Origin of the sequence: Sinomonas mesophila (assembly GCF_001999765.1) — a bacterium.
Taxonomy (GTDB): Bacteria; Actinomycetota; Actinomycetes; order Actinomycetales; family Micrococcaceae; genus Sinomonas; species Sinomonas mesophila.
In genome coordinates, this window is record NZ_MTIC01000023.1 from 46,124 (window position 1) to 72,184 (window position 26,061).

Annotated in this window: 24 protein-coding genes, 1 tRNA gene and 2 riboswitches; of the genes, 19 read left to right on the forward strand and 6 right to left on the reverse strand. The window is 71.9% G+C overall.

Features of this window, described 5'->3' with window-relative positions; genetic code table 11:
• Nucleotides 1-12: 12 nt before the first annotated feature.
• The gene (serC, locus tag BV907_RS16345) at nt 13-1,149 is read right to left on the reverse strand and encodes a phosphoserine transaminase (RefSeq protein ID WP_077490800.1); all 1,137 of its coding nucleotides are present in this window, start codon (nt 1,147-1,149) and stop codon (nt 13-15) included.
• Nucleotides 1,150-1,364: 215 nt separating this feature from the next.
• Between serC and BV907_RS16350 the strand changes: the two genes are divergently transcribed.
• From BV907_RS16350 to BV907_RS16400, 11 genes are all read left to right on the forward strand, one after another.
• Nucleotides 1,365-2,060 carry an iron-dependent transcriptional repressor DtxR gene (locus tag BV907_RS16350; protein ID WP_077490801.1) on the forward strand — a complete coding sequence of 232 codons (696 nt, stop codon included), beginning with the start codon at nt 1,365-1,367 and terminating at the stop codon, nt 2,058-2,060.
• Between the two features lie 171 nt (nt 2,061-2,231).
• A riboswitch (cyclic di-AMP (ydaO/yuaA leader) is annotated at nt 2,232-2,473 on the forward strand.
• A 10-nt stretch (nt 2,474-2,483) separates the two neighbouring features.
• Complete coding sequence (locus BV907_RS16355; RefSeq protein WP_077490802.1) at nt 2,484-3,275, forward strand: M23 family metallopeptidase; 792 nt, start codon at nt 2,484-2,486, stop codon at nt 3,273-3,275.
• A gap of 221 nt (nt 3,276-3,496) precedes the next feature.
• Nucleotides 3,497-3,666: riboswitch (cyclic di-AMP (ydaO/yuaA leader) on the forward strand.
• 19 nt (nt 3,667-3,685) lie between these two features.
• The gene (locus BV907_RS16360) at nt 3,686-4,381 is read left to right on the forward strand and encodes a C40 family peptidase (RefSeq protein WP_077490803.1); all 696 of its coding nucleotides are present in this window, start codon (nt 3,686-3,688) and stop codon (nt 4,379-4,381) included.
• 99 nt (nt 4,382-4,480) lie between these two features.
• A complete protein-coding gene (locus BV907_RS16365) occupies nt 4,481-5,221 on the forward strand; it encodes an NlpC/P60 family protein (RefSeq protein ID WP_077490804.1) in 741 nt (246 codons plus the stop codon).
• Nucleotides 5,222-5,497: 276 nt separating this feature from the next.
• Entirely contained in the window at nt 5,498-5,998 is a 501-nt protein-coding gene (locus BV907_RS16370; protein WP_077490805.1) for an HNH endonuclease, read from the forward strand.
• Nucleotides 5,962-6,720 carry an NTP transferase domain-containing protein gene (locus BV907_RS16375; protein ID WP_245828035.1) on the forward strand — a complete coding sequence of 253 codons (759 nt, stop codon included), beginning with the start codon at nt 5,962-5,964 and terminating at the stop codon, nt 6,718-6,720. Before BV907_RS16370 ends, BV907_RS16375 begins: the two co-directional genes overlap by 37 nt.
• Nucleotides 6,717-7,079 (forward strand): DUF6457 domain-containing protein, encoded by a 363-nt coding sequence (locus tag BV907_RS16380; protein ID WP_245828036.1) that lies wholly within the window; start codon nt 6,717-6,719, stop codon nt 7,077-7,079. Before BV907_RS16375 ends, BV907_RS16380 begins: the two co-directional genes overlap by 4 nt.
• Nucleotides 7,076-8,398 (forward strand): molybdopterin molybdotransferase MoeA, encoded by a 1,323-nt coding sequence (locus tag BV907_RS16385; RefSeq protein WP_077490806.1) that lies wholly within the window; start codon nt 7,076-7,078, stop codon nt 8,396-8,398. The genes BV907_RS16380 and BV907_RS16385 overlap by 4 nt, the downstream gene beginning before the upstream one ends.
• Before the next feature lie 71 nt (nt 8,399-8,469).
• Nucleotides 8,470-10,797 carry an FdhF/YdeP family oxidoreductase gene (locus tag BV907_RS16390; protein WP_077490807.1) on the forward strand — a complete coding sequence of 776 codons (2,328 nt, stop codon included), beginning with the start codon at nt 8,470-8,472 and terminating at the stop codon, nt 10,795-10,797.
• A 9-nt stretch (nt 10,798-10,806) separates the two neighbouring features.
• Nucleotides 10,807-11,664, forward strand: a complete 858-nt coding sequence (gene fdhD, locus BV907_RS16395) for a formate dehydrogenase accessory sulfurtransferase FdhD (protein ID WP_077490808.1) — start codon at nt 10,807-10,809, stop codon at nt 11,662-11,664.
• Between the two features lie 199 nt (nt 11,665-11,863).
• Nucleotides 11,864-14,917, forward strand: a complete 3,054-nt coding sequence (locus tag BV907_RS16400) for an alpha-mannosidase (protein WP_077490809.1) — start codon at nt 11,864-11,866, stop codon at nt 14,915-14,917.
• Between the two features lie 222 nt (nt 14,918-15,139).
• Here BV907_RS16400 and BV907_RS16405 read toward each other — a convergent pair whose 3' ends face one another.
• Nucleotides 15,140-15,847 (reverse strand): hypothetical protein, encoded by a 708-nt coding sequence (locus tag BV907_RS16405; protein WP_077490810.1) that lies wholly within the window; start codon nt 15,845-15,847, stop codon nt 15,140-15,142.
• On the reverse strand, nt 15,844-16,596 hold the full coding sequence (locus BV907_RS16410; RefSeq protein WP_077490811.1) for a hypothetical protein: 753 nt from the start codon (nt 16,594-16,596) through the stop codon (nt 15,844-15,846). Before BV907_RS16410 ends, BV907_RS16405 begins: the two co-directional genes overlap by 4 nt.
• A gap of 181 nt (nt 16,597-16,777) precedes the next feature.
• Between BV907_RS16410 and BV907_RS16415 the strand changes: the two genes are divergently transcribed.
• Entirely contained in the window at nt 16,778-18,673 is a 1,896-nt protein-coding gene (locus BV907_RS16415; protein WP_077490812.1) for an ABC transporter ATP-binding protein, read from the forward strand.
• Nucleotides 18,674-18,814: 141 nt separating this feature from the next.
• Nucleotides 18,815-19,216: an NUDIX hydrolase gene (locus BV907_RS16420; RefSeq protein ID WP_077490813.1), complete on the forward strand. Its 402-nt coding sequence runs from the start codon at nt 18,815-18,817 to the stop codon at nt 19,214-19,216.
• Nucleotides 19,217-19,303: 87 nt separating this feature from the next.
• Here the strand turns inward: BV907_RS16420 and BV907_RS16425 are convergent, their stop codons facing one another.
• The gene (locus tag BV907_RS16425) at nt 19,304-19,738 is read right to left on the reverse strand and encodes a DUF6314 family protein (protein WP_245828037.1); all 435 of its coding nucleotides are present in this window, start codon (nt 19,736-19,738) and stop codon (nt 19,304-19,306) included.
• A gap of 13 nt (nt 19,739-19,751) precedes the next feature.
• A tRNA-Arg gene (locus tag BV907_RS16430) sits at nt 19,752-19,825 on the reverse strand.
• Between the two features lie 82 nt (nt 19,826-19,907).
• Between BV907_RS16430 and BV907_RS16435 the strand changes: the two genes are divergently transcribed.
• On the forward strand, nt 19,908-20,768 hold the full coding sequence (locus BV907_RS16435; RefSeq protein WP_077490815.1) for a hypothetical protein: 861 nt from the start codon (nt 19,908-19,910) through the stop codon (nt 20,766-20,768).
• Here BV907_RS16435 and BV907_RS16440 read toward each other — a convergent pair.
• Nucleotides 20,720-21,370, reverse strand: a complete 651-nt coding sequence (locus BV907_RS16440) for a hypothetical protein (RefSeq protein ID WP_077490816.1) — start codon at nt 21,368-21,370, stop codon at nt 20,720-20,722. The two genes, BV907_RS16435 and BV907_RS16440, sit on opposite strands and share 49 nt — an antisense overlap.
• A gap of 34 nt (nt 21,371-21,404) precedes the next feature.
• Here BV907_RS16440 and BV907_RS16445 point away from each other — a divergent pair, with 34 nt between their 5' ends.
• The 5 genes from BV907_RS16445 (at nt 21,405) to pcrA (ending at nt 26,037) form a co-directional block, all read left to right on the forward strand.
• A complete protein-coding gene (locus BV907_RS16445) occupies nt 21,405-22,238 on the forward strand; it encodes an inositol monophosphatase family protein (protein WP_245828038.1) in 834 nt (277 codons plus the stop codon).
• A 67-nt stretch (nt 22,239-22,305) separates the two neighbouring features.
• Nucleotides 22,306-22,488 carry a hypothetical protein gene (locus BV907_RS16450; RefSeq protein ID WP_077490818.1) on the forward strand — a complete coding sequence of 61 codons (183 nt, stop codon included), beginning with the start codon at nt 22,306-22,308 and terminating at the stop codon, nt 22,486-22,488.
• Between the two features lie 165 nt (nt 22,489-22,653).
• A complete protein-coding gene (locus tag BV907_RS16455) occupies nt 22,654-23,172 on the forward strand; it encodes a DUF892 family protein (RefSeq protein ID WP_175637501.1) in 519 nt (172 codons plus the stop codon).
• A gap of 32 nt (nt 23,173-23,204) precedes the next feature.
• Nucleotides 23,205-23,438, forward strand: coding sequence for a hypothetical protein (locus tag BV907_RS16460; protein ID WP_077490820.1), 234 nt, complete (start codon nt 23,205-23,207; stop codon nt 23,436-23,438).
• 58 nt (nt 23,439-23,496) lie between these two features.
• Nucleotides 23,497-26,037, forward strand: coding sequence for a DNA helicase PcrA (pcrA, locus tag BV907_RS16465; protein WP_077490821.1), 2,541 nt, complete (start codon nt 23,497-23,499; stop codon nt 26,035-26,037).
• The last annotated feature ends 24 nt before the right edge of the window (nt 26,038-26,061 follow it).

Below are 26,061 nucleotides of genomic sequence, written 5' to 3' on the forward strand. Positions count from 1 at the left end.
CCGGGTCGGGTGTCAGCCCTTGAGCTGGCCCACGACCCAATCGATGGACTGGGTCAGCTTCGTGACGTCCTCGGGCTCGATGGCGACGAAGGTCGCGATGCGCAGCTGGTTGCGGCCGAGCTTGCGGTACGGCTCCGTGTCGACGACGCCGTTGGCGCGCAGGACCTTGGCGACCTGGGCGGCGTCGATCGACTCGTCGAAGTCGACGGTGACGATGACGTTCGAGCGGTCCGCCGGGTCGGCCACGAACGGGGTCGCGTACTCCGAGGCCTCGGCCCAGGCATAGGCGCGGCCGGCGGAGTCTGCCGTGCGGGCGGTGGCCCAGTCGAGCCCGCCCGAGGCGTTGAGCCACTCCACCTGGGCGTTGAGGCCCACGAGGGTCGTGAGGCTCGGCGTGTTGTACGTCTGGTTGAGCTTCGAGTTGTCGATCGCCGTCTTGAGGTCGAGGAAGTCCGGAATCCAGCGGCCCGAGGCCTTGATCTCCTCGGCGCGTTCGAGGGCAGCGGGGGAGAACAGCGCGAGCCACAGCCCGCCGTCGGACGCGAAGTTCTTCTGGGGGGCGAAGTAGTAGACGTCGCTCTCCGAGACGTCGACGGCGAGGCCGCCGGCGGCGCTCGTCGCGTCGATGACGACGAGCGAACCCTCGTCGGCGCCCGAGACGCGCTGCACGGGCGCGGCGACGCCGGTCGAGGTCTCGTTCTGCGGCCACGCGTAGACGTCGACGCCGGCCTCCGCCGCGGGCCGCGGACGCGTGCCGGGCAGGGCCGTGAGGATCGAGGACCCCTCGAGGAACGGCGCCTTGTCCGTTGCCTTGGCGAACTTCGAGCCGAACTCGCCGAAGGAGAGGTGCTGGGCCTTGGACCGGACGAGGCCGAAGGAGGCGACGTCCCAGAAGGCCGTCGAGCCGCCGACGCCGAGGATCACCTCGTAGCCCTCGGGAGCCTTGAAGAACTCCTTGAGGCCCTCGCGGATGCTGCCGACGAGATTCTTGACGGGTGCCTGCCGGTGGGACGTGCCGAGGAGCTTCGCTCCCGCCGCGGCGATCGCGTCCACCTGCTCCCCGCGGACCTTCGACGGGCCAGCGCCGAAGCGGCCGTCGGCCGGGAGGATCTCGGCGGGGATCTGAAGAAGCTGGCTGGTCTCGACCACGGGTGAAGCCTCCTGACGGTTCGGGTCCGGGCGGAGACCGTGCCCCTCCGCCCCGCACAAGTGTGCCGCACGCGCTCCGGGGCGCGGAAATTCGAGGACGGTGTGAGACGCCGGGCTGACCGGCGAATACTAATCTGAGCAGGTCAAAATAAGCTAGACTTGTGGCTGCGGCCGCAACCGCCCACACACTTCGTCCCCAGGAGCAGATGCCTCGCATGTCCGACCTCATCGACACCACCGAGATGTACCTGCGGACCATCCTCGAGCTCGAGGAGGAGGGCATCGTCCCCCTGCGCGCGCGCATCGCAGAGCGGCTGCGCCACTCCGGTCCGACCGTGTCCCAGACGGTGGCCCGCATGGAGCGGGACGGGCTCGTCGTCGTCTCCGGGGACCGGCACCTCGAGCTCACCGCCACGGGCCGCACGCGTGCCGTCGAGGTCATGCGCAAGCATCGGCTCGCGGAGCGCCTCCTCGCGGACGTCATCGGGCTCGACTGGGCCTACGTCCACGACGAGGCCTGCCGCTGGGAGCACGTGATGAGCGAGCGGGTGGAGCGGAGGCTCTTCGAGCTGCTCGGCCGGCCGAGCGAGTCCCCGTACGGCAATCCCATCCCCGGCCTCGAGGCGCTCGGCGGGGCGCCCGCCGAGGGCTTCGGCGAGGGCGTCGTGACGCTCGTCGATGCCATGGACGAGTACGCGCCCGGGTCGCGCGTCGTCGTCTGCCGGCTCGCGGAGCCGATCCAGGTCGACCCGGAACTCCTCCAGCAGCTCGAGGAGGGCGGGATCCGCCCCGGGGCCAAGGTGACCCTCGCGCGGGTTGGCGACTACATCTCCGTGCGGGTCGCCAGCGTCGACGGCGCCCTCGAGCTGCCGCTCGAGGTTGCCTCGCACGTCTTCGTTTCGATCGGCTGATTTGCCCGTTTTCACACGTGCGAACACAAAAGCACAGAATCTCTAGGTCTTGGACTAATTCAGTTGTGACATTTGGGATGTGAGTTTCGTCTCACTAAAGGTCACGGAATTATTACATCCGGCCCCTAGTGTCCTATGCTGGGGGGCAAGCGCCGAGATTTCGGCGTGACCTCCGCCCGTACGCCGAGCTCTGCCAGCGGGACTGGGGGTGTTCCATCCATGGCAGAGGCGGGGGAACCACCAGTGGCGGCGCGAGCCACCTTGGGGTGAAGCCCGCAGCATGCTCGAAAGCTCCGGCACGCAGGTTCAGCCCTGGCTACCCGTGTGCCGGATCCCTTCGGCGGCTGGGCCGAGTCCGAACTCTGTGGCTCGAACCCGACAGCTAACTTCGCAGGCGATTTCCGTACAGAGAGGGAAAGTCGCTTGACCCAGCAAGCTGCCACCGGCCGCCGCCGCGCCGAGGCACCGGCCGCCCAGGCCCACGGCCTCCGCCCGCGCGACGCCGCACGCCGCGGCCGCCGCGCCGCCGCCCGCCCCGGCCCCGTCCGCCAGCTCGCCGAGATCGCCGGTGTCGGCCAGAAGGCCGGCGTCGCCCTGGCCGCGACCGGCCTGGTCCTGACGGTGACCCTCCCGACCGCGGGCACCGAGGCCGCAATGTCCCCTGCTGTCGCCGACACGGCCCAGCAGCCCGAGGTGACCGCCTCGGGCGAGGCCGTCGTGGCCTTCAGCCGCACTTCCGTCGGCAGCCAGGTGGACCCGGACGGCCGCCTCAAGCAGCTCCTCAGCGTCCAGTCCGCCGGCGGCGTGTCCCCTGCCCAGGCGAAGCACACGCTCGGCGCCCCGCTCGACTCGATGGTCGCGTCCTCGCCCTTCGGCTACCGCGTGAGCCCCCTGAGCGGCTGGGCCGGCGAGTTCCACCGCGGCCAGGACTTCGCTGCCCAGTGCGGAACCGCCGTGAAGGCCGCCGCGAGCGGCACTGTGACCTTTGCCGGCTGGCACCCCTACGGCGGGGGGAACCGCGTCGTCATCGACCACGGCAACGGTCTCGAGACCACGTACAACCACCTGTCCTCCGCATCGGTCTCGGTGGGCCAGAAGGTCGAGCGCGGGGCGCTCATTGCCCTGAGCGGCACGAGCGGCGCCTCGACCGGTTGCCACCTCCACTTCGAGGTCATGGTCAACGGCGAGGTCGTCGACCCCAACGGCTGGCTCTGAGCCCTTCGCCTTCTCTCCTGTCACCCCTCCTGTCGCCGCACGAGCCCCGGGCTGTCGCAGCTCTGGGGCTCGTTCGCGTCGACCCTCAAGAATCTGTCGTGTCCGTTTCGTGACACGCGGTAATCGGGCCGTGATCCGAATGTGACTTTTTGATGGGGGTCCGGTAGGGTCGTTCTTGTTCCGGCTCCTACCAAGTTGGAACATCCGGGGAGCATGCCTAGCTCTGCCACTTCCCGGAGTCCGTTCGCACACTCGTCTGGCAGAGGCGGGGGAACCACTTTCGGTCCTCCTTGTAAGGGCCTTGGGGTCAAGCAGCCCGGCGCGAGCCGGGAGGCCGGATACTTCCAATCCGAACCCGACAGCTCACCTCGCAGGCACTGGGAGAGGCTATTTCTGTGTCGTCACGCACCATGACTGCGCGTCATCGCGCCGTTCCGGTCCGCACCAGCCCGCTCGAGGCTGTCGCGTCCGCCATGTCCGACAATGCAGGCACCATCGGCCGTCAGGCTGCGGTGATCGCGGCCGCATCGGGCCTGATCATCTCGGCCGGGCTCCCTGCCCAGGCCGCGGAAGCCCAGCGGGAGGCATCTGCCCTCTCCGACGTGGCCAGCACCGCTGCCCCGACCGTCGTCGCGCCCGAGCAGGCGCAGGTCGACTTCGAGCGTCCCGCCGTCGCCTCGGTGGCCGCTCCCGTCGTCGAGCAGGTCCAGACCCAGTCCACGGTCACGGAGACCCTGAGCCAGAAGGTCGCCGGCCTTCTCGACGGCTCGAGCGTCGCCGGATCCTCCCTCGCAGCGATCGCCTACACCGGCATCGGCAGCCCGTATGTCTGGGGTGGCACCACGCCCTCCGGCTGGGACTGCTCCGGCTTCACCCAGTGGGTCCACGCGCAGGCCGGCATCAGCATCCCCCGCGTCCAGGCGTGGAGCGTCATGACGCAGACGGCCACTCCGGCCCCCGGCGACCTGGTGGTCCAGAACGGTGGCGCCCACGTCGGCATCTACGTCGGCAACGGGATGATGATCAGCGCCCTCAACCCCTCGCAGGGAACCCTGCTCCACGCCGTGAACGCGACCGGCTCCTCGGTCTTCTACACCCTCAACTGAGACCACCCCCCCGACTCCGGGCGGTGCGGTGCCCCCTGACCGCAGCGCCCGCCACGGGCCGTTTCCCCCTGAGGCCCGAGGACACGAAAGAGAGAAACCATGACCACTCGTGCAGGCATCGCCCGCCATCGAGCCGAGGCCACGTCCTCGCTTGCCGTCATCGCCAAGGCCGTCACCGAGAACGCAGGCGGCGTGGGCCGGCAGGCCGCCGTCATCGCCGCCGCCGGCGGTCTCGTCCTGACGAGCGGCGTCGCCGCCAACGCCGCTGAGGCCACCGCCCAGCGAGAGGCCTCCGCCCCGGTCGCCCTCGAGGCTGCTTCGGCCGCCGTCCAGGCCCCGGTCTCCGCCGAGGCCACGGCCGCCCTGAGCTTCGAGCGCCCGGCCGTCGAGTCCGTCGCCGCCCCGGTCGTCGAGGCGCCGGCCCCCGTGGCCGAGGCCGAGCCGACCGTCCAGGCCTCCGCGACCCTCCGGGTCGCCTCGTCCACCCCGGTCGCCTCCGTCGCCTCGAGCGGCATGGGCGCGGCGATCGCCTCTGCGGCCTACGCGCAGCTCGGCGTCTCGCAGGACTGCACGATGCTCGTGACCAACTCCCTCGCGGCCGTCGGCATCAACTACCACGGCTGGCCGGCCGGCTACCTGTCCCTCGGCCGCACCGTGAGCGCCGCCGAGGCCCAGCCGGGCGACCTCGCCTACTACGCCGACGGCGGCATGGGCCGGGCCCACATCGCCGTCTACGTCGGCAACGGCCAGGCCGTGCACGGCGGCTGGAACGGCAACACCACGACCCTGTTTTCCGTCAACGTGGGCTCCGGCCCCGTGTTCATCCGCGTCGGCGGCTGATACATCCCACACGTGCACGGGGTAGCGAACGGCCCCGGATACGCACTGCACAGGACGCCCCCTCCGCTTCAGGAGGGGGCGTCCTGTGCGTTCCGGGGAGGACGAGCGGCAGGTGTCGCGCATGTGAACGTTCGCGGACACCTTGGCTCGGGCAGCCCCTGTGTTCGGTGAACGGTTGACGCGTTCAGTAGGCTGGAAGAGTCGATCCAGCCCGGCTACGCACAGGGCAGCCGGCCCTGTGCCCCTGACCGGGTGCGGCCGTTAAGAGGAACGCGCATGCGCACACTCGTTCTGAATGCAGGATATGAACCGCTCGCGGTTGTCACCTTCCGCCGGGCGCTCGTGCTCGTGCTCGCCGGCAAGGCGAGCATTGTCGCGGAAGACGGCGATCCAGTCGTCGGACCGCGCGAGGTGCTGGGCCGCCCGTCGGTGATCCTGCTGAACCGGTACATCAGGCCCCGCCGAACCTACGCCACCGCCGTCACGAGACGCGGGGTGCTCCGTCGCGACGGGCACACATGCGCGTACTGCGGCAAGGCGGCACACACCGTGGACCACGTCCTGCCCCGCTCCCGCGGGGGCGCGGACTCGTGGGAGAACCTCGTGGCATGCTGTCTGCGCTGCAACAACGTCAAGGGTGACCACACCCCCGGGGAGATGGGCTGGAAGCTGCGCTTCACGCCCGCCCCTCCGGCCGGGACGTTCTGGCAGATCAAGGAGCTCGAGAAGCCCGTCGAGCAGTGGAGCCCCTTCCTCGCTCCGGAGTCGGCGGCCTGAACGGGACGGATCCCGGGGCCACCGGCGCGGTGGGTCTGGAGTTTGATGCCGTCGTGCTCGCGGGCGGCCGGGCCACACGCCTCGGCGGATACCCCAAGCCGCAGCTCGACTACGCCGGTCTCTCGCTCCTTGAGCGCGCCCTCGGTGCGGTGCGCGCTGCGCGGATGGCCGTCGTCGTCGGCCCCGGGCCCGGGGAGCTCGGCGGGCCGCCGCGGACTGCCGCCATGCCGGCGGGCAGGCCCTCGCCCCGGCGCGTCGTCTACGCCCTCGAGGAGCCTCGCTTCGGCGGCCCGCTCGCGGCGCTCGGGACAGGGCTCGCCGCCCTGTCCTCCGCGGGGGCGGGCCCCGACGGCGGTCCCTGGACGGCGCTGCTCGCCGCAGACCTGCCGCGCGTGGGCGAGGCGGTCGCCCTGCTCCTCGGGGCCGCGGCGGCGGATCCGGCCGTCGACGGGATCGTGGGCCAGGACGAGTCGGGGAGGAACCAGCCGCTCCTTGCGCTCTACCGGCGCGGGCCGCTCGAGCGAGCCGTCGCGGAGATCGAGCGCGAGAAGGGCCTCGCCGACCGGCCCCTGCGCGAGCTCGTTGCTAGGCTTGACCTGCTGCCCCTGCCGCTGCCGCCGGGCCTGTCCGACGACGTCGACACCTGGGAGGCCGCCGAGCGCTGGGGCATCGGCCGCCCGGAGTCGCCGGGGGCCGCGGCACGGCGAGAGGACCCCCGATGAGCGAGCCTTCGACAGGCGCAGGCCGTGCGGACGACGCCGGCACCGATGCGGCCGGCGCCGCCCGCCCGAACGACACCCCGGACCTGGACGCGCTCCTGCGCTCGTGGAGCGACCGGCTCCTCGACGAGCTGGGCCTGGAGGACGTGCAGATCGACATCGGCGCCATCCTCGGCCTTGCCGGCGTCGCCGCCCACCGGGTGGTCCGCCCCGCCGCCCCGCTGACGACGTTCATCGCCGCCTACGCTGCCGGGCTCGCCGTCGGCCGCGGCCAGGCCGACGAACGGCCCGCCATGGAGTCCGCGATACAGGCCGCCCTGAGCCTCGCGAAGGCACACGGGGCGGCCGGGACCGAGGGATGACGGCCGGCTCCGACGCGGCCGACTCCCACCACCACGCGCTCGAGCACACCTGGACGGAGGCGCGCGAGGCCGCCGCCCGGGGGGCCGGTCCGCTCCCGCCGTCCGAGGTCCCGCTCGCCCGCGCCGCGGGCCGCACGCTCGCCGAGGACCTGACCGCCCTGCGGGACATGCCACACTACGCGTCCTCGGCCATGGACGGCTGGGCCGTGAGCGGCACCGGCCCCTGGATCCTCGCCGAGCCGGGCGAGCCGCTCACCGCGCACCAGGCGAGCCCGATCGTCACCGGCGGTGCCCTGCCGCCGGGCACGCGCGCCGTCCTGCGCCGCGAGCGCGGCGAGGTCGTCCCCGACGAGGACGGTCTCCCGCACCTGCGGACGGGGCCGGGCGCGCCTCCCGGGTCGCCCGGCGGCGGCGCCGACATCCGCCCCGCGGGCCAGGAGGCCAAGGAGGGGGAGACCCTGCTGCCGGCGGGGACCGTGCTCGGGCCCGCCCAGGTGGCCCTGGCCGCCCTCGCGGGCTACGACACGCTCCGCGTCACCGGCCGGCCACTCGTGACCCTCGTCCGCACCGGCGGGGAGGTCGAGGAGAGCGGGCTGCCGGGTCCGGGCCGCGTCCGGGACGTCTTCAGCTTCCTCATCCCGCCGCTGCTCGAGGCCTACGGCGGCATCCTCGTGGGCCACGAGAAGATTGGCGACGGCGCCGAGGAGTGGGCGGCGGCACTTGCGGAGCACGACGGCGCGGCGCCGCCCGACGTCGTCATCACCACCGGTGGCACCGGCAAGGGCGGCACCGACTACTTCCGCGAGACGGTCGCCGCGATGGGCGGGCGCCTCCTCGTCGACGGCGTGGCGATGCGCCCCGGCCACCCGACGGTCCTCGCCGAGCTTCCCGACGGCAGGTTCTTCCTCGGCCTGCCGGGGAATCCCCTTGCGGCCATCGTGGGGCTCGTCACCGTCGGCGAGCCGCTGCTTGCGGCGCTGTCGGGACGCGAGCCGCTCGCCGCCGTCGAGCTTCCGAGCGGCGAGGTGTTCGAGGCCGAGCTCAAGCGCACCCGGGTGATCCCGTTCCGGCGGGTCTACGGCATGGCCTCGCCGGCGACGGGCGTCGGCTCGGGGATGCTGCGCGGACTGGCCTCGGCGGATGGCCTCATGGTCGTCCCGCCGCACGGAGCCGAGCTGGGCGAACCCGTCCCGTGCCTGCCGCTCCCGTGGGGGCGGCCGCTCGCCGCGCCGTCGTCGGGCGGGGCCGGGCAGGGCAGGGCGAAGCGGCGTTCGGTGGCGTCGAAGGACCCTGTGGACTGGAGCGCCCTCGATGGCTGAGGATGGCAGGGGGACGCCCGCATCGTGGAACCCCCTACCGCGAATTTGTTCCGCATAGCACGATAGGTTGCATGACTCACAACTCGCCCGTGACGGACATCAATGAGGATTCCCTCCACGTCGAGGCCCCCGAGACCGCGGCGGCCGGGCTCAAGGCCGTGACCGTGGCCCTCCAGCGCGGGCTCGAGCAGGCCGGTCCGGCCCGCACGGCCCGGGCGCTCCTGCGCCTCAACCAGCGCGGCGGCTTCGACTGCCCCGGCTGCGCGTGGCCGGAGTCGGACGGGCGGCGCAAGGCGGCTGAGTTCTGCGAGAACGGCGCCAAGGCGGTGGCCGAGGAGGCATCGGTCTCTGCCGTGACTCCGGAGTGGTGGGAGGCGCACCCCCTCGAGACGCTCAAGGACAAGACCGACTACTGGCTCAGCAAGCAGGGCCGCCTCACCGAGCCGGTCGTCCTGCGCCCCGGCGACGACCGCTACCGGCGGATCTCGTGGACTGACGCCTTCGAGCTCGTCGGCGAGCACATCCGGGCCTCGACGCCGGACCGCTGCGTCTTCTACACCTCGGGCCGCACGGCGAACGAGACCGCGTTCATGTACCAGCTCTTCGCGCGCAGCGTCGGGACGAACAACCTCCCGGACTGCTCGAACATGTGCCACGAGTCCTCCGGCTCCGCCCTCAACCCGACGATCGGGATCGGCAAGGGCACCGTCTCGCTCGAGGACATCCACCGCGCCGAGCTCGTGTTCGTCGTCGGCCAGAACCCGGGCACGAACCACCCGCGCATGCTCTCGGCGCTGGCCGACTGCAAGGCCGGCGGCGGCAAGGTCGTCGCCGTGAACCCCCTCCCCGAGGCAGGGCTGCTGAACTTCAAAGACCCGCAGACTGTGGCCGGCGTCGTGGGCGACGGGGTCTCGATCGCCGACGAGTTCCTGCAGATCAAGGTCGGCGGCGACCTCGCGCTGTTCCAGGCCCTCGGCCACCTCCTGCTCGAGGAGGAGAAGCGCGCCCCCGGCACGATCGTCGACCGCGCGTTCGTGGAGTCGCAGACCGAGGGCTTCGAGGCCTACGCCGCGGCCCGCGCGACGATCGACTGGGAGGAGACCGAGAAGGCCACAGGCCTCTCGCGTCTGGCGATCTCCGAGGTCGCCGGCATGCTCGCACGCTCGAAGGGCACGATCATCTGCTGGGCCCTCGGGGTCACGCAGCAGCCGCACTCCGTGGACACGATCCGGGAGATCATCAACCTCCTGCTCCTGCAGGGCAACTTCGGCAAGCCGGGCGCCGGCGCGTGCCCCGTGCGGGGTCATTCCAACGTCCAGGGCGACCGCACGATGGGCATCTGGGAGAAGCCCAAGGAGTGGCTGCTCGAGGCACTGGACAAGGAGTTCGGTATCACGTCCCCGCGGCACCACGGGTTCGACTCGACCGAGACCCTCCACGCCTTCGAGGCGGGGGAAGTCGACGTGTTCGTGCAGATGGGTGGCAACTTCGCCCAGGCGAACTCCGAGACCGAGGGCCTCGAGGCCGGCATGCAGAATGCGGGCCTCACGGTCCACATCTCGACCAAGCCCAATCGCTCGCACATCGTGGCCGGCAAGACCTCGCTCATCCTGCCCACGCTGGGGCGGACCGACCGGGACGACAAGCACCCGGGCGGGAAGCAGTTCCTCTCGGTCGAGGACTCGATGTCCTGCGTTCACTCGACCCAGGGTCGGCTCGAGCCCATCTCGGACCACCTGCTCTCCGAGCCGGTCATCGTCGCCCGCATGGCTGCCGCGACCCTCGGCGAGGACCACGCGGTTGACTGGCGCGCGATGGCCGAGGACTACGACGTCATCCGCGACCACATCTCACGCGTCATCCCGGGCTTCCAGGACTTCAACGAGCGCATCCGCACGAAGAACGGCTTCGTCCTGCCGAACCCGCCGCGCGACACCCGCACGTTCGCGACGGACCAGGGCAAGGCCCAGTTCTCGGTGCGCCCGCTCGAGTACCTCGAGGCCCCCAAGGGGCACCTCATCCTCCAGACGGTGCGCAGCCACGACCAGTACAACACGACGTTCTACGGCGTCGACGACCGCTACCGCGGCATCCGCGACGGCCGACGCGTCGTCCTCGTCCACCCCGAGGACTTGGCCGAGCTCGGCTTCGAGGACCGCCAGCTCGTCGACGTCGTGAGCGTCTTCCGCGGTGAGGAGCGGCGGGCCGACCGCTTCCGGCTCATCTCCTACCCGACGGCGCGGGGCTGCGCTGCGGCCTACTTCCCCGAGGCGAACGTCCTCGTCCACCGCGACCTCGTGGCCCGCGAGTCGAACACCCCGGGCTTCAAGGCCCTCACGGTCCGGTTCGAGCCGCACGTGCCCAGCGGTGACGAGGCCCGTGTGGGCCAGCTGAGCTAGGATGCAGTCGTGGGCAGGCTGAGCCAGCGGCGCCGGGTGCACCGCTATGTCCTGGGCAGCGAGCATCCCGTGCGCCATCGTGAGGACGTGCTCGCCGTCGAGGAGCCCCTCGAGATCCGGCTGACGTCCCCCGCCGGGACCATGTCCTACAGCGTCACCATGCGCACGCCGGGGCACGACTTCGACCTCGTCGCCGGCTTCCTCGTGTCCGAAGGTGTCATCTGGGAGCCTGGGCAGCTCGTCGCGGAGCGCTTCTGCGCGGGCGAGGACGAGAACGGCGTGCAGACCTTCAACGTCGTCGAGGCCCAGCTGCGGCCGGGCGTCGTCGCGCCGGAGATCGGCCGGAACGTCTACACCTCGAGCTCGTGCGGGATCTGCGGGACGGACTCGATCGAGGCCGTTCGCCGCGCCGGACATCACGGCCCGGCGGACGACGGTGTGCGGCTGGACCCGGGCGTCGTCGCCGCCCTGCCCGACCGACTGCGCGAGGCGCAGGCGCTCTTCGACCGGACGGGCGGGGTGCACGCCGCCGGGCTGTTCCGCATCGAGGACGACGGCGCGCGGGCAGAGCTGCTGTGCGTGCGCGAGGACGTGGGGCGGCACAACGCCGTGGACAAGGTCGTGGGCTGGGCGCTGCGCGAGGGCATGCTGCCCCTGCGCGGGACGGTCCTGCAGGTCTCCGGCCGGGCGTCGTTCGAGCTTGTCCAGAAGGCCGCGATGGCTGGGATCCCCGTGCTCGCCGCGGTGAGCGCGCCGTCGTCGCTCGCGGCCGAGCTCGCGGAGGAGTCCGGCGTGACCCTGGTCGGCTTCAGCCGGGGCACGGGCTTCAACGTCTACGCGGGCCACGACCGCTTCCCCACCTCCTGACCCAGACGACCACCCCCGACGTTTCGGGTACGTATCTCGTCGCCGATTCGCCCTTTCGGGTACATCTCTGCGTACCCGGGAGGGCGAAAACGCGTCGAGATACGTACCCGAAACGGGAGTGGGGAAAGGGGGTTCCGCTGGGGCCTACGGCAGAGTAGGTTGGAATGCCAAGAGGTTAGTCAACTGATTGGATCATTCCGTGCATGACGACCGGCGCATCACCGAGGCCCGCGTCGACAGGTTCCTCCGCGAGCGCCTCCAACCGGCCATCTACCGCCGGGCACTCGCGCTCGGCGTCGAGCGGTGGGATGCCCCCGGCGAGCCCGTCCGTGCCGAGGAGGCGTTCGCCCAGAGGTACTCGCCGGCAGCTTCCGGGGACGCCTGGGGGGCCGCCTGGGGCACGACGTGGCTCCGGCTCACGGCCGAGGTCCCTGACGGCTGGGGAGGGCCGGGCACCGACGTGGAGGCCATCGTCGACCTCGGATTCAGCCACCAGCTGCCCGGCTTCCAGTGCGAGGGGCTCGTATGGCGCTCCGACGGCACGACCGCCAAGGCCCTCAACCCGCGCAACCACTACGTCCCGGTCGCGCTTCTCGGCGGCGGGCCGCGGCTGGAGTTCTACGTCGAGGCGGCGGCCAACCCCGACATCGCCCAGGGCTGGACCTTCCAGCCCACGCCGCTCGGCGCCCGCGAGACCGCGGGCCCCGAGGCGCTCTACCGGCTCGGCAGGCTCGTGCTCGCCGAGCGGGACACGACCGCGTGGGAGCTCGTTCAGGATGTGACGTGCCTGAGCGGGCTCATGCACGAGCTCCCCGACGACAGGCCCCGCCGCCATAGGATCCTGCGCGCGCTCGAGAGGATGGCGGACGCCGTGGATCCATACGACGTCGCCGGCACGGCCGCCGCGGGGCGCGAGGCCCTCGCTGAGGTGCTTGCCGAGCCGGCCTCGGCGAGCGCCCACAGGCTCGTCGCCACGGGCCACGCGCACATCGACTCCGCGTGGCTGTGGCCCTTGCGCGAGACTAGGCGCAAGTGCGCCCGCACGTTCTCCAACGTCATCGCCCTCATGGACGAGGACCCTGACTTCGTCTTCGCCTGTTCCTCCGCCCAGCAGTTCGCCTGGATCCAGGCTGACTACCCGGAGCTCTTCGACCGGATCAAGGAGAGGATCGCCGACGGCCGCTTCGTCCCCGTGGGCGGTATGTGGGTCGAGTCGGACACGAACATGCCCGGCGGCGAGGCCATGGCCCGGCAGTTCCTGGAGGGCAAGCGCTACTTCCTCGAGCAGCTCGGCGTCGAATGCGAGGAGACGTGGCTCCCGGACACGTTCGGCTACTCCGCGGCGCTCCCGCAGATCGCGCGCTCGGCGGGGAACCGCTGGTTCCTGACGCAGAAGATCTCCTGGAACCAGATCAACCGCTTCCCCCACCACACCTTCCTGTGGGAGGGCATCGACGGCTCGCGCGTCTTCACGCACTTCCCGCCCGCGGATACCTACAACTCCGACCTGCGCGCCTCCGACCTCGCGCACGCCGAGCGGAACTTCCGCGAGCACGGGCGGGCGAGCCTCTCCCTCATCCCCTTCGGCCACGGCGACGGCGGCGGCGGGCCCACGCGCGAGATGATGGCCGCCGCGCGGCGTTGGGCCGACCTCGAGGGCTCGCCGCGGGTCGAGGTTGCCTCGCCCCGGATCTTCTTTGCCGAGGCCGAGCGGGAGTACCAGCCACCGCCCGTGTGGGTCGGGGAGATGTACCTCGAGAAGCACCGCGGGACCTACACCGCCCAGGCCCGCACGAAGCAGGGCAACCGGCGCGCCGAGCATGCGCTGCGTGAGGCCGAGCTCTGGTGCACGGTCGCGGCGGTGCGCGCGGCCGCCGGCTACCCCTCTGACGAGCTGCGTCGGCTCTGGCACCAGACCCTCCTGCTGCAATTCCACGACATCCTCCCCGGCAGCGCGATCGCCTGGGTCCACCGCGACGCCGAGCGGATCTACGGCGAGATCGTCGGCGACGCCGAGCGGCTCATCGCCGAGGCCGCCCGCGCGCTCCTCGGCCCGGGGGAGACGGAGTTCCTCCTCAACGCCGCCCCGCAGGAGCGCGACGGCGTGCCCGCCCTGGCCGCGGGCGCCGTCGTGCGCACCGGCCCACCCGCGCGCGTCCAGGAGCGGACGACGCCGGGCGGCCGCCGCTGGCTGCTCGACAATGGGCTCGTTCGGGCCGAGGTCGACGAGCGCGGCCTCCTCGTCTCGCTCGTGGACGCCGCGACGGGGCGCGAGGCCATCGCGCCCGGTGCTGCGGGCAATCTCTTCCAGCTCCACCGAGACACGCCCAATGAGTGGGACGCGTGGGACCTCGACGAGTTTTACCGGCACAGCGTCGAGGCCTTCCCACGGGCCGACGCGGTGCGCGCCGGCGAAGGGGCGCCGGGGGAGGCGGTGCTCGAGGTCGAGCGGCCCTTCGGCGCCTCCCGCGCGCGCCAGCGCATCGTCCTCGCGCCGGGGGCGGCGTCCCTGAGGATCGAGACCGAGGTGGACTGGCACGAGCGGCAGAAGCTGCTCAAGCTCGGCTTCCCCTTCGACCTCCGGGCCGAGCGCAGCGCCGCCGAGACGCAGTTCGGGCACGTGTTCCGGCCCGTGCACGCGAACACGTCGTGGGACGCGGCCCGGTTCGAGGTCTGCGCGCACCGCTGGATCCACGTGGGCGAGCCCGGCTACGGCGTGGCCGTGGCCAACGACGCGACGTACGGCCACGACGTCACCCACGCCATCCGCCCGGACGGGGGAACGACGACGGTGGTGCGGCTCTCGCTGCTCAAGTCGCCGCTCTACCCGGACCCCGGGGCCGACTCCGGGACGCACCGCTTCACGGTGACCGTCCTGCCGGGCGCGGGGATCGCCGACGCCGTGCGCGAGGGCTACCGCGTCAACCTGCCCGAGCGCAGGGTCCGGGGTGGGCGGGCTGTCGAGCCCCTCGTCGCCGTGGCCGATCCCGCGGCGGTGGTCGAGGCCGTCAAGCTCGCCGAGGATGGTACGGGCGATGTCGTCGTCAGGCTCTACGAGTCGCTCGGCTCGCGCACCGTGACCGAGGTCACCGCGGGCTTCCCTTGCGCTGCGATCGAGGCCGTTGACCTGCTCGAGCGCCCCCTCGCCGCGGGGGCACCCCATCCGGCCGAGGACCTCGGAGAGGGGCGGACAAGGCTGCGCCTGCGGCCCTTCGAGATCGTGACGCTGCGGTTCCGGCGGCCCGGCGCCTGAGCCGGGCGGGACCGAACGATGCCTCGGCTTAAATGGCTGAGTGGTGGCGGCCCTTGCGGGCCGCCGCCACTCATCCCCCCAATGCAAGGAACCCCTGTCCCCCTGACAGGCCGTGCTCACACAATCATGATTGTGGCATGGACTAATGAAAATGTGAACTTTATTCCGCGAACGAGTGGATTTTTTACGCTCCGCTACGCCCCGCTGCGGTGGAAGCTCGCCTCAGGCGGGCGCGGTCCGGGCCCGGCGGCGGCCCCTCACCGCGGCGATCCAGATGACCGCGAGGCCCGAGAAGAGCAGCAGGAGGGTGCCGTAGTTCATCACCTGCATGACGCCGGTCCAGCCGGTGGGCATGAGGACGAACGTGTTGGTGCACGCGAGCAGCACGTAGGCCGTCCCGAGGAGCCCTGCGGCGGCCCGGAGCGGGCCCCGGACCCCGCCACGGGCGGAGCGGAACAGGGACGGGAGCAGGACGACCCCCGTGAACGTCGGGTAGATCCGGCCGAGCCCGGCGTAGACGTCGAACCACGGGTCGTTGTCGAGGGCGGAGAGCCCGACGCTCGAGGGCATCTGGTTCATCAGCAGGAAGGACAGCACCGTCCCGGCGGCCACGACCGCGAGCGCGGCGAGACCCCACGGCCCGAGCAGGACTCCCTCGGCGCCGCGCGCGGCGAAGGCGCGCGAGACGCGCACCGCGAGCAGGAGGCACACGCCGTAGATGATGAAGCGCAGCAGAAGGTTCGCGAGGTTGATGCCCCCGAGCAGGCTGTCGATCGCGACGTACGGGCCGCCGATGCTCAGGAGGATCGCGGCGGCGAAGAGGGCGAAGAGGCCGAGCATGAGCCGGTTCTCGCCCCGCAGGGCCGCGGGGACGCGCACGAGCGCGAGGACGAGGGCCACGGCGAACGTCGTCCAGGCGAGCCACGTCATCCGAGGTGCTCCCAGACCCGGCGCGTCGCATGCGCGTCCCGCTCCTCGCGGCGCAGGGCCCGGCCGAGGGCGGCAAGCCTGTCGGCGGCCATGAGGGCCAGGTCGGCGTCGGCCAGCCGCAGCACGGCCTGCTCGAAGGCCTCGGGCGGCCAGCCCGCCTCCCGCGGCGTCACGAGGCCGGTGACCACGAGCCCGTTGCGCAGCCCGACGCCGGCCTCGCGGGCCGTGCTCACGGCCAGTTCGGGGCTGAGCCGGTTGGCGCTGAGCTGGGCGGAGAAGTTCTGCGGCGCGATCCCGGAGGCGTGGCTCACGCGCTGGCGCAGCTCGCCGTCGTCGATCGCCTCGACCCACTGCCGGACGGTCGGCTCGCCCGCCGCAGGGGCGGCGCCGGCCTGCGGGAGCGCGCCCACGGGCTCCGCGGCCGGCGGCCCTCCCGCATGCTCGCCGCGGACGAGGAGCTCGTGCAGGAGACGGGCCGTGGGCACCTGGCTCAGGAGTTCGGCATCGGTGGGCGGGGCAACACTCACGGCGAGCTCGCGGTACGGCTCGAAGCGCGCGAGGCCGAGGACGGGGTTCTGCCCGTAGGCGCGGGCGACGGCGACGACGGTCGCCTCCGCGACGCGCCCGCGGACGAGCTGCTGGGCGAGGGTGCTGCGCTTGACCCCCGACAGCCGGGAGACGTCGGCGGCGCTCGAACCGGGGGCGAGTTCCTGCAGCCAATGCCGGAAATCCAAGGCAGAGACGGGCACGGTCCCCCCTCCTCGTCGGCGTCCGACTGCTCGTGTGCGGCCGTTGCGGCTCGCTGCTGAGTAGATTTTACGTCCCCGTCGCAGTGGCCTATGCTGGTTGCAGCCCGTCGGCTCGCGCACCCCCCAATCGCGAGTCGGCGGGCCTTTCATTTCCGGTCCGGACCCTCACGGCGGGAGCACTATGAGCAGCATGTACAACGCGGCGTGGAGCTCGCTGCACCAGATCACGCGGGACAACGGCGGGCGGAACCCGTTCCATCGCGAGACCATCGGCAGGGTCCTGGCCTTCGCGCGCCCGCACCGCCTGCGGCTCGTGGCCTTTGTCGCGTGCTCGATCGTCACGGCCTTCCTGGCCGTGGCGACTCCCATCCTCGCGGGACGGGTGGTCGACGCGATCGTGGCCCGCGAGGGCCTGGAGACGGTCGTGCTCCTCGCGGCGCTCATCGCCGGCGTCGCCGTCGCGGATGCTGCGTTCGGCATGCTCACGCGCTGGCTGTCGGCGACGATCGGCGAGGGCGTGATCCTCGACCTGCGCCGCGCCGTGTTCGACCACGTCCAGAAGATGCCCGTCGCGTTCTTCACCCGCACCCGCACGGGCGCCCTCGTGAGCAGGCTCAACAACGACGTCATCGGAGCCCAGGCCGCCTTCGCCGGGACACTCAGCGGCGTCGTGAGCAATTCCGTCGCGCTCGTGCTCACGGTCGCCGTCATGATCCAGACGTCCTGGCTCGTCACGGTGCTGGCGCTCGTGCTCCTTCCCGTGTTCCTCGTCCCGGCCCGGCGCATGGGCTCACGCGTGGCGGACCTCCGCCGCGAGGCCTCGGCGCACAACGCCGCGATGAGCACGCAGATGACCGAGCGGTTCTCGGCCCCCGGCGCGACGCTCATCAAGCTCTTCGGCCGGCCCGCGGACGAGTCCCGTGAGTTCGCGGTCCGTGCGAGTCGCGTGCGCGACATCGGCATCCGGAGCTCGATGCTCACCTTCACGTTCATCACGGCGCTCACCCTCGTCTCGGCGCTCGCCCTCGCGCTCGTCTACGGGGTGGGCGGCTGGCTCGCGATCGGGGGCAGCCTCGCGGCGGGCGACGTCGTCGTCCTCGCACTGCTGCTGACGCGCCTCTACGCGCCCATCACCAGCCTCTCGAACGCGCGGGTCGAGATCATGGGCGCGCTCGTGAGCTTCGAGCGTGTCTTCGAGGTGTTAGACCTCACGCCGCTCATCCGCGAGAAGCCCGACGCGCGGGCCCTGCCTGACGACGCGGCGGCCGTCGAGTTCGATGACGTGCGGTTCGCCTACCCGAGCGCGGAGAAGGTCTCGCTCGCCTCGCTCGAGGAGGTCGCCGTCCTCGACGCCCGCGGCGGCGAGGAGGTGCTCCACGGCGTCTCGTTCCGGGTCGACCCCGGCCAGACCGTCGCGATCGTGGGCTCCTCCGGCGCGGGGAAGTCGACCATCGCCCAGCTGCTCGCGCGGCTGTACGACGTCGACTCCGGCGCCGTGCGGATCGGGGGCGTGGACGTGCGGGACGCGACCTTCGCCTCGATGCGGGGCACCGTGGGCATGGTGACCCAGGACGGCCACCTGTTCCATGAGTCGATCGCGGACAATCTCCGTCTCGCCCGTCCCGGGGCCACCGACGCCGAGCTCTGGGACGTGCTGCGCAGGGCCCGGCTTGAGGCAATGGTGCGCTCGCTGCCGGACGGCCTTGAGACGGTCGTCGGCGAGCGCGGCTACCGCCTGTCCGGCGGGGAGCGCCAGCGGCTCACGATCGCCCGGCTCCTGCTCGCGTCGCCGCGGGTCGTGATCCTCGACGAGGCGACCGCGGCGCTCGACTCGACCAACGAGGCGGCCGTCCAGGCCGCCCTGACCGAGGCGCTCGTGGGGCGGACCGCCGTCGTGATCGCGCACCGGCTCTCGACGATCCGCGCGGCGGACATGATCCTCGTCGTGGAAGACGGGCGGATCGTCGAGCGCGGCACGCACGGCGAGCTGCTGGCGGCCGAGGGGCGCTACGCCGAGCTGTACTACACGCAGTTCGCGGAGGCGTCGGCCACCGCCGAGGACTACACGATCACTTGACCGTTGCGGGGTCACCTCCCTGCGTTGGGGGGTCACGTCCCTGGGATGCGGGGTCACCTCCCTGCGTTGGGGGGTCACGTCCCTGGGATGCGGGGTCACGTCCCAGCGACGCGGGGTCACTGCTTTGGCTAAGCTCGAACCGTGGCAGACCGCATCGTTGTCTCCGCCGTCTGCGTCTTCTCCGCGCAGGGGCGGCTCCTGACCGTCCGCAAGCGAGGCACAGACCGTTTCATGCATCCAGGCGGCAAGCCTGAGCCCGGCGAGACCGCTGCCGAGGCCGCGAGCCGCGAGCTCGCCGAGGAAGTCGGCATCGATGTCCCGGCGTCAGCCCTCGAGCCCATGGGGGTATGGGTCGCCGCGGCCGCCAACGAGGCAGGCATTGATATCGAAGCCACTGTCTTCCGCGCGCCGGGGACGCATGACCCGGCGGAGGTGCATCCAGCCGCTGAGATCGCCGAGCTGCGATGGATTGATCCCGGCGCTGAGGCCGGGCCGGACCTCGCGCCACTTTTGACGGATCACATTCTTCCGGCCCTGAGGTGACCCGGTGGCAGGAGGTGACCCCGCAACGCAGGGAGGTGACCCGCAACGCAGGGAGGTGACCCCGCAACGCAGGGAGGTGACCCCGGGTCAGCTGTGGGGGCGACGGCGGCGGAGGGTGCTCTCGAGCAGGAGGTCCTTGGCCGGGCCGTGCACATCCCAGGTGTACCGCAGCTCGTCGGGGCCGAGGGCCTCGTAGCGCACGCGGTAGTCGTCGGGGGAGCACCAGTGGTCAGAGTCGCAGGCCCCGCGGGCCAAGTCGGCCCGGTGGAACGGCCTGCCGTCGGGGAAGAAGACGTCCATCGCAGCGGGGGAGCCCGTGGCCGCCCACACGTACTCGCGCTCGGCGGGGCCCTCGTGCGTGCCCCAGCGCAGGGTGCCGGACTCGCTCTGCCGCAGCCCGCCGTCGTCCGTCGGCTCGAAGGCGACGGTGCCCGCGAAGCTGCCGCGCGCGCCCGTGGCGCGGTCCGTGAGGCTCCGCTCGACGTCCCACGTCCCCGCGAGGTACGCGTGCAGGTCCGGCACTGGATACGGCAAGTGCCCCCGACCGGAATCGAACCGATGGCCTGCCCTTTAGGAGAGGGCCGCTCTATCCTACTGAGCTACGGGGGCCCGCCCGGAACTCCGGGCACGCTCAAGCATACCGGCTCTGCGCTGCCCCAAGCGCCGCCCCGGCGTGGCTAGGCTGGGGCCCATGTCGAGGGCGTCGCGGAGCAGGGGAACGGACCGGGAGGGCATAGCCGGGGTCGACGGCGTCCGGCAGTACCTGGGCGCGTGGTCGGCGGTGAGCGTCGCGCAGTTCTTCGCGGCGGAGGCCGCCGCGATCGCGTGGTGGGCCGGGCCGGTCCCGTACAGCCGGCGGCTCGGCTTCATCAGCGACCTCGGCCAGGTCTCATGCGGGCTCCACGGCACGCGGGAGATCTGCTCCCCGCTGCACGCGCTCATGAACGTTTCCTTCGCGCTGCAGGGTGCCGGCATGGTCCTTGCCGCCCTGCTCATCACCTCCGCGGTGCTCCGCGTCGCGGCCCACGGGCCGGCGGTCCGGGCGCAGGCCCGGCTCGCCGCCGCGCTCGCGGCGCGCACGACGGCGGGCACCCCCGGCGGTGCCCCGCGCCCCGGGCGGGCGGTGGTCGCCGCGGTCCGCTCCGGCCATCCGGCCGCAGCCGTCCCGTGGGCCGCGACCCTCGCCGTGCGTGTCCTGCTCGGGCTCGCCGGGACGGGCGTCATCGTCGTCGGGCTTGTTCCCCAGGACGCCGTGCAGGCTGTCCACCTCGTGGGCGCGGGCGCCTACTTCCTCGCGGGCTCTCTCGCCCTCGTGGTCCTGGGCGTCCTGTGGCTGCGCCGCACCGCTGCGGCGTGGGCCGTGCTCCTGTGCGGGGCGGCGTCGTTCGCCGCGACGGTCGTCGGTGGGGCGCTGCGCATGGAGGTCGCAGAGCCGGGCACGCTCGAGCGGTTCATGGGCTACCCCATCACGGCGGGCATCGCGCTCGCGGGCGCCGTGATCGCCTATCGCCTCGGCGTGCCCTCCCGGGCGGCGGCGCGCGCCCGGCGCTGAGCGACAAGCACCGTGGCGCCGGCCCCCGCGAGCATGAGCAGCAGGAACGCCCACCCGAGCACGACGAGCACCGAGGCGAGCACGGCCGCGCCCGTGTCGGCGGGCGAAGCGAGGGCCGCGTCGATGGCCACGTTCCCCCACAGCCGCACGACGGCGAACGCGGCCACGAGAGCGAACGCCGCCCACCGGAGCGCCTTGGCCGTGAGCCACGTGCCGAAGACGAGCAGGAACGTGAAGCCCGCGGCGAGCGGGAAGATCGTGCCGGCGGTCTTGTGCACGTAGTTGAGCTGGCCGAGCGCGTCCGCATTCATGGCCCCGGCGAGCTGGGCGATGTACTCGGGGGAGAAGCCGCCGACGAGCGAGTCCGGCATGGCGAGCCCGCCGGAGAGCTGGGTCATCTGCTGGAGCGTGAGCAGGTGCAGGTACCAGAACATGAACGCGCTCGCGACGAGCCCGGCGATGATGATGAGCTTCGCGTTCCCCTCGGCCTGCCGGGGGGTGCGCTGCGTGGTCGGGTTGGCAGGCTGGCCGGCGCGGGCCCCGGGGGCGACGGCGGCGCGGTTTCCGTGCTTGCGGGCCCGCTGGGCGGGGGTCTTGGACATGCCTCCATTATCCGGCCCCGGTAGGCTGGCCTGCGTGGCTGAGAACCCCCTTGACTCCCTGCCCGACCTCGACCCCGCGCTCTCCGACGCCGACCTGGCCGCCGAGCTCGTGCGCACGGCGGGCGGCCTGGCCCTCGCGATGCGCCGCGCGGGCCTGACAGCGGAGCGCAAGACGTCCGTCTCGGACATCGTCACCGCAGCGGACAAGGCCGCCGAGGCCTACGTGCTCGGACAGCTGCGCCGCTGCCGCCCGGACGACGGCGTGTTCGGCGAGGAGGGCGCCTCCGTCGCCTCTGCCTCGGGCCGCACGTGGGTGATCGACCCGGTGGACGGCACGCTCAACTTCTTCACCGGTTCGAGCTACTGGTGCTCCGCGATCGCCCTGCGCGGCGATGCCTCGACGGCCGACGACGACCCGACTCCGCTCCTCGGCGCGATCTACCAGCCGGAGGAGGACAAGCTCTGGCGGGGCGGCGTGGACACGCCCGCGACCCTCAACGGGAGCCCGCTCGCCGGACCCACGGAGGAGAGGCTCGGCGTGACGGGCGTGGCGACGTCGATCCAGCCGCGCTGGCTCGAGCAGCCGCTCTCGGCCATGCCGTGGCACGCCGCCGCCGTCGCCTCGGCGTCGATCAGGATCCTCGGGTCCGGCTCGTGTGACCTGGCCCGCGTGGCGGCGGGGGAGATCGGGGCCTGGTTCCAGCATTCGTGCCCGCAGTGGGACTGGCTCCCGGGCAAGGCGATCGTGACCGCAGCGGGCGGCACGACCGACACCGTCGAGGTCAACGGGCTCACGTGGTTCGCCGCGGGAGGGCCGACGGCGGTGCGCGAGATCGTCGCGGCGCTCGCCTCCGCGCGGCTGACCTGAGCGGCCCTTGACCTGCCGCATCGGCGGTGCTGTGCTGGACCCACCCGAGGAGCGGAAGGAGGACGACGTGGTCATGATCGAGAACGACAGCGAGCAGGCACGCCGCGAGGAGGATCCGTCCGAGGACTTCGTTGTGGAGCCGGACCTGACGGTCTGGGACGAGGAGGACGGGCTGTTCGACTCCGAGGAGATCGTGGTCGAGGCCGATCCCGCCGACATCGCGGAGCAGCACCGCAGCGCCGACGGGTGATGGCCGGCGCGCAGCGCGATGGCCAGCAGGGTGCCGGGGGATGCCCCCGGCACCGTCCATTGCCCACGCCCTGAGGGGGCGGGAGAATGGGCATACGACCGGGGCGGATGTTCCCCAAGTGTTCCAGACTCACACCCGCCCCCCAGCAGGAGGCGAGGGACTGTCATGTTCGAGCACTTCACCGAGGCACATGAACTCTTCGTGTACCGGCTGGGCATCGCGCGCGGCACGAGCCGCCGGGGCATTGTGACCCTCGGCGTCCTCGAGCAGCATTCCCAGCGCCGCGAGGTCAATGCGCTCGTCCTGGATCTGGCGGAGGAGGCGCGGCTGCACGCCGCCGTCCTCGAGGACCTCTTCGCCGAGCTGGAGCGCAACGTCGCGGTCCCACCGGGCCACCTTGCGGACGGGCTCGACCGAGAGGCGCACGCCGTGCTGCGGAAGACCGACGAGGCCATCGCAGACCTCGCGGTCCTGCCGCTCGCGCTCGAGGTCCAGTACAACGCCATCGCGGCCTACGAGCCGCTCACGATCTACGCGCGCGAATGGGTGGGAGCCTCGATCGCCGAGCGGCTCGAGCAGTGCGTCGTCGAGCAGCTCTCGTCGCGGAACAGGGTCCTCGAGCTCATGCGCAAGGTGTTCGCGAGCAGCGAGACGATGCAGGCGACGCGCCCGGACACGCTGTGAGTCCCGGACACGCTGTGAGTGAGGAGGAAACCATGAAACGGCACGAGCCGGGAGCCCCGGAGAGCCGCGTGCACGCGTTCATGCGGGCTATGGGGCGTCTGCGCAACGTGTATGGGGCGGCCAACCGCCGTGACGCGCACGAGGCGGAGCGGCACGGGCACAATCCCGAGGACGTCAAGGAGCAGCGCGAGCTCGAGGGCATCGACGTCGAGACCGACAGTGAGGGGCACCACTACGGCGTTCGCCGCGATTCCACGGGCGACTAGCGGCGGTCGGCAGGCACTGCCCAGAAGTGTCGGCGGGCCCACCTAAAATGGAGGGATCATGGAGATGCTCTTCGATCCCTTTGCCAACGTGCCCAAGCCCGGCATGCCCGGGGGCGCGCAGGAACCGGACGCCGAGGAGCTGCCCCCTGCCCCGGGGGAGGACGGAGCTGGCGAGGAGCTCCCCGAGGGCTGGCTCCCGGCGTCGGATCCGGCCGAGGACGCCCGGCGCGAGGACGAGGCCGCCGCGGCCAGGCTCCTTGAGGGCCTCAACCCCCAGCAGCTCGAGGCCGTCACGCACACGGGCCGTCCGCTGCTCATCGTCGCGGGCGCGGGCTCGGGCAAGACCCGCGTGCTCTCGCATCGCATCGCCTACCTCCTGGCGACCCACAGGGCGCACCACGGCGAGGTCCTCGCGATCACCTTCACGAACAAGGCCGCGGCGGAGATGCGCGAGCGCATCGAGCATCTCGTGGGCGAGCGCGCCCAGCGGATGTGGATCTCGACCTTCCACTCCTCGTGCGTGCGGATCCTGCGCCGCGAGGCCTCGAGTGTGGGGCTCAACTCGAACTTCTCGATCTACGACGCCGCCGACTCCCTGCGGCTCATCACCCTCGTGCACAAGGGCCTCGAGCTGGACCCCAAGAAGGTCGCGCCCAAGGCGGTCCAGCACAAGATCTCGGCCCTGAAGAACGAGCTCGTCGACGCGGAGGACTTCGCGGCCCGGGCGAACATGAACGACCCCTTCGAGGCCGGCGTCGCCGAGGTCTACAGGGGCTACACGGACCGCCTGCGCCAGGCCAACGCGATGGACTTCGACGACCTCATCGCCCAGACCGTGTACATGTTCCGCGCCTTCCCCGCGATCGCGGAGAATTACCGCCGGCGCTTCCGGCACGTCCTCGTGGACGAGTACCAGGACACCAACCACGCGCAGTACGCGCTCGTGCGGGAGATCGTGGGCGCCGCGGAAGATGGGCACGGCCCGGAGCCCGCTGAACTCACCGTCGTCGGCGACTCGGACCAGTCCATCTACGCGTTCCGCGGCGCGGACATCCGCAACATCGTCGAGTTCGAGAAGGACTATCCGGAGGCCCGGACGATCAAGCTCGAGCAGAACTACCGTTCGACGCAGACGATCCTCTCGGCGGCGAACGCCGTCATCTCCCGCAATCCGAACCGCCCCGAGAAGCGCCTCTGGACGGCGGAGGGCGACGGCGAGAAGATCATCGGCTACGCGGGGGAGAACGAGCACGAGGAGGCCCGGTTCATCGCCCAGGAGATCGACAGGCTCACCGACTCCGGCGAGTTCCGCCCGGGCGACGTGGCCATCTTCTACCGCACCAACGCGCAGTCCCGCAGCCTCGAGGAGATCCTCATGCGCGTGGGCCTGCCGTACAAGGTCGTGGGCGGCACGCGCTTCTACGAGCGCAAGGAGATCAAGGACGCCCTCGCCTACCTGCGCGTGCTCGTCAACCCGGACGACGACGTCAACCTCCGCCGCGTGCTCAACGAGCCGAAGCGGGGGATCGGCGAGCGGGCCGAGGGCACGATCGCCGCGCTCGCGCAGCGGGACCGGATCTCGTTCATGGCAGCGATGCGCCGCGCCGACGAGGCGCCCGGCATGGCCACGCGCTCGGTCAACTCCGTCCGGGCCTTCGTGAAGCTCCTCGACGACCTCGCCGCCGTGGCGGAGGGCTCGGGCGCCGCCGCGTCGCTCGAGGCCGTCCTCGAGCAGACGGGCTACCTCGCGACCTTGCGCGCCTCCTCCGACCCCCAGGACGAGTCCCGCGTCGAGAACCTCGCCGAGCTCGTCGCCGTCGTGCGCGAGTTCGAGCGGGACAACCCGGAGGGCACGCTCGGGGACTTCCTCGAGCAGGTCTCGCTCGTCGCCGACGCGGACCAGATCCCGGACGCGCCCGAGGGGGCGAGCCAGGAGGAGGTCGACGCCGTCGTCGCCGAGGCGCGGCGGCAGGGCGTCGTGACCCTCATGACCCTGCACACCGCCAAGGGCCTCGAGTTCCCCGTGGTGTTCCTCACCGGCATGGAGCACGGCGTGTTCCCGCACCGGCGCTCCGCGACGGACCCCGAGGAGCTCGCCGAGGAGCGGCGGCTCGCCTACGTGGGGCTCACCCGCGCCCGCAAGCGGCTCTACCTGACCCGCTCCGAGGTGCGCAGCCTCTGGGGCCAGAGCGAGTACTACCCCGCGAGCCAGTTCATCGGCGAGGTCCCGGCCGAGCTCATCGACTGGAAGCGCGAGGGCTCCAAGCGGCCGCCAGCCGTCGGCAGCGCCAGCGATCGATTCGGCCGCTACGGCAGTTCCGACGCGCGCTACGGCGGCTCGTCGTGGGGGGCCGGGACGAGCCGGAGCAGCCAGTTCCAGACCATCTCGGCAAGCCCCGCCCAGAAGGCCGGGCGCGTGCAGCCGCAGAAGGAGGTCATCGCCGTCGCCGTCGGAGACCGGGTCAACCACACCGCGTTCGGCAACGGCACCGTGATCGGCGTCGAGGGCAACGGCGACAAGACCGTCGCGAAGGTGAGCTTCTCCGTGGGGGAGAAGCGGCTCCTGCTGCGCTACGCGCCGCTGACGAAGGTGAGCTGAACAACCGAATCCACAGCGCCAGAA

Coding starts and splice junctions, on each gene's coding strand:
- BV907_RS16350 (WP_077490801.1), top strand. CDS start 1,365: ATGTCCGACCTCATCGACACCACCGAGATGTACCTGCGGACCATCCTC.
- BV907_RS16440 (WP_077490816.1), bottom strand. CDS start 21,370: ATGTCCAAGACCCCCGCCCAGCGGGCCCGCAAGCACGGAAACCGCGCC.
- pcrA (WP_077490821.1), top strand. CDS start 23,497: ATGGAGATGCTCTTCGATCCCTTTGCCAACGTGCCCAAGCCCGGCATG.
- BV907_RS16460 (WP_077490820.1), top strand. CDS start 23,205: ATGAAACGGCACGAGCCGGGAGCCCCGGAGAGCCGCGTGCACGCGTTC.
- BV907_RS16415 (WP_077490812.1), top strand. CDS start 16,778: ATGAGCAGCATGTACAACGCGGCGTGGAGCTCGCTGCACCAGATCACG.
- BV907_RS16365 (WP_077490804.1), top strand. CDS start 4,481: ATGACCACTCGTGCAGGCATCGCCCGCCATCGAGCCGAGGCCACGTCC.
- BV907_RS16405 (WP_077490810.1), bottom strand. CDS start 15,847: ATGACGTGGCTCGCCTGGACGACGTTCGCCGTGGCCCTCGTCCTCGCG.
- BV907_RS16455 (WP_175637501.1), top strand. CDS start 22,654: ATGTTCGAGCACTTCACCGAGGCACATGAACTCTTCGTGTACCGGCTG.
- BV907_RS16370 (WP_077490805.1), top strand. CDS start 5,498: ATGCGCACACTCGTTCTGAATGCAGGATATGAACCGCTCGCGGTTGTC.
- BV907_RS16390 (WP_077490807.1), top strand. CDS start 8,470: ATGACTCACAACTCGCCCGTGACGGACATCAATGAGGATTCCCTCCAC.
- BV907_RS16380 (WP_245828036.1), top strand. CDS start 6,717: ATGAGCGAGCCTTCGACAGGCGCAGGCCGTGCGGACGACGCCGGCACC.
- BV907_RS16435 (WP_077490815.1), top strand. CDS start 19,908: ATGTCGAGGGCGTCGCGGAGCAGGGGAACGGACCGGGAGGGCATAGCC.
- BV907_RS16385 (WP_077490806.1), top strand. CDS start 7,076: ATGACGGCCGGCTCCGACGCGGCCGACTCCCACCACCACGCGCTCGAG.
- BV907_RS16360 (WP_077490803.1), top strand. CDS start 3,686: ATGACTGCGCGTCATCGCGCCGTTCCGGTCCGCACCAGCCCGCTCGAG.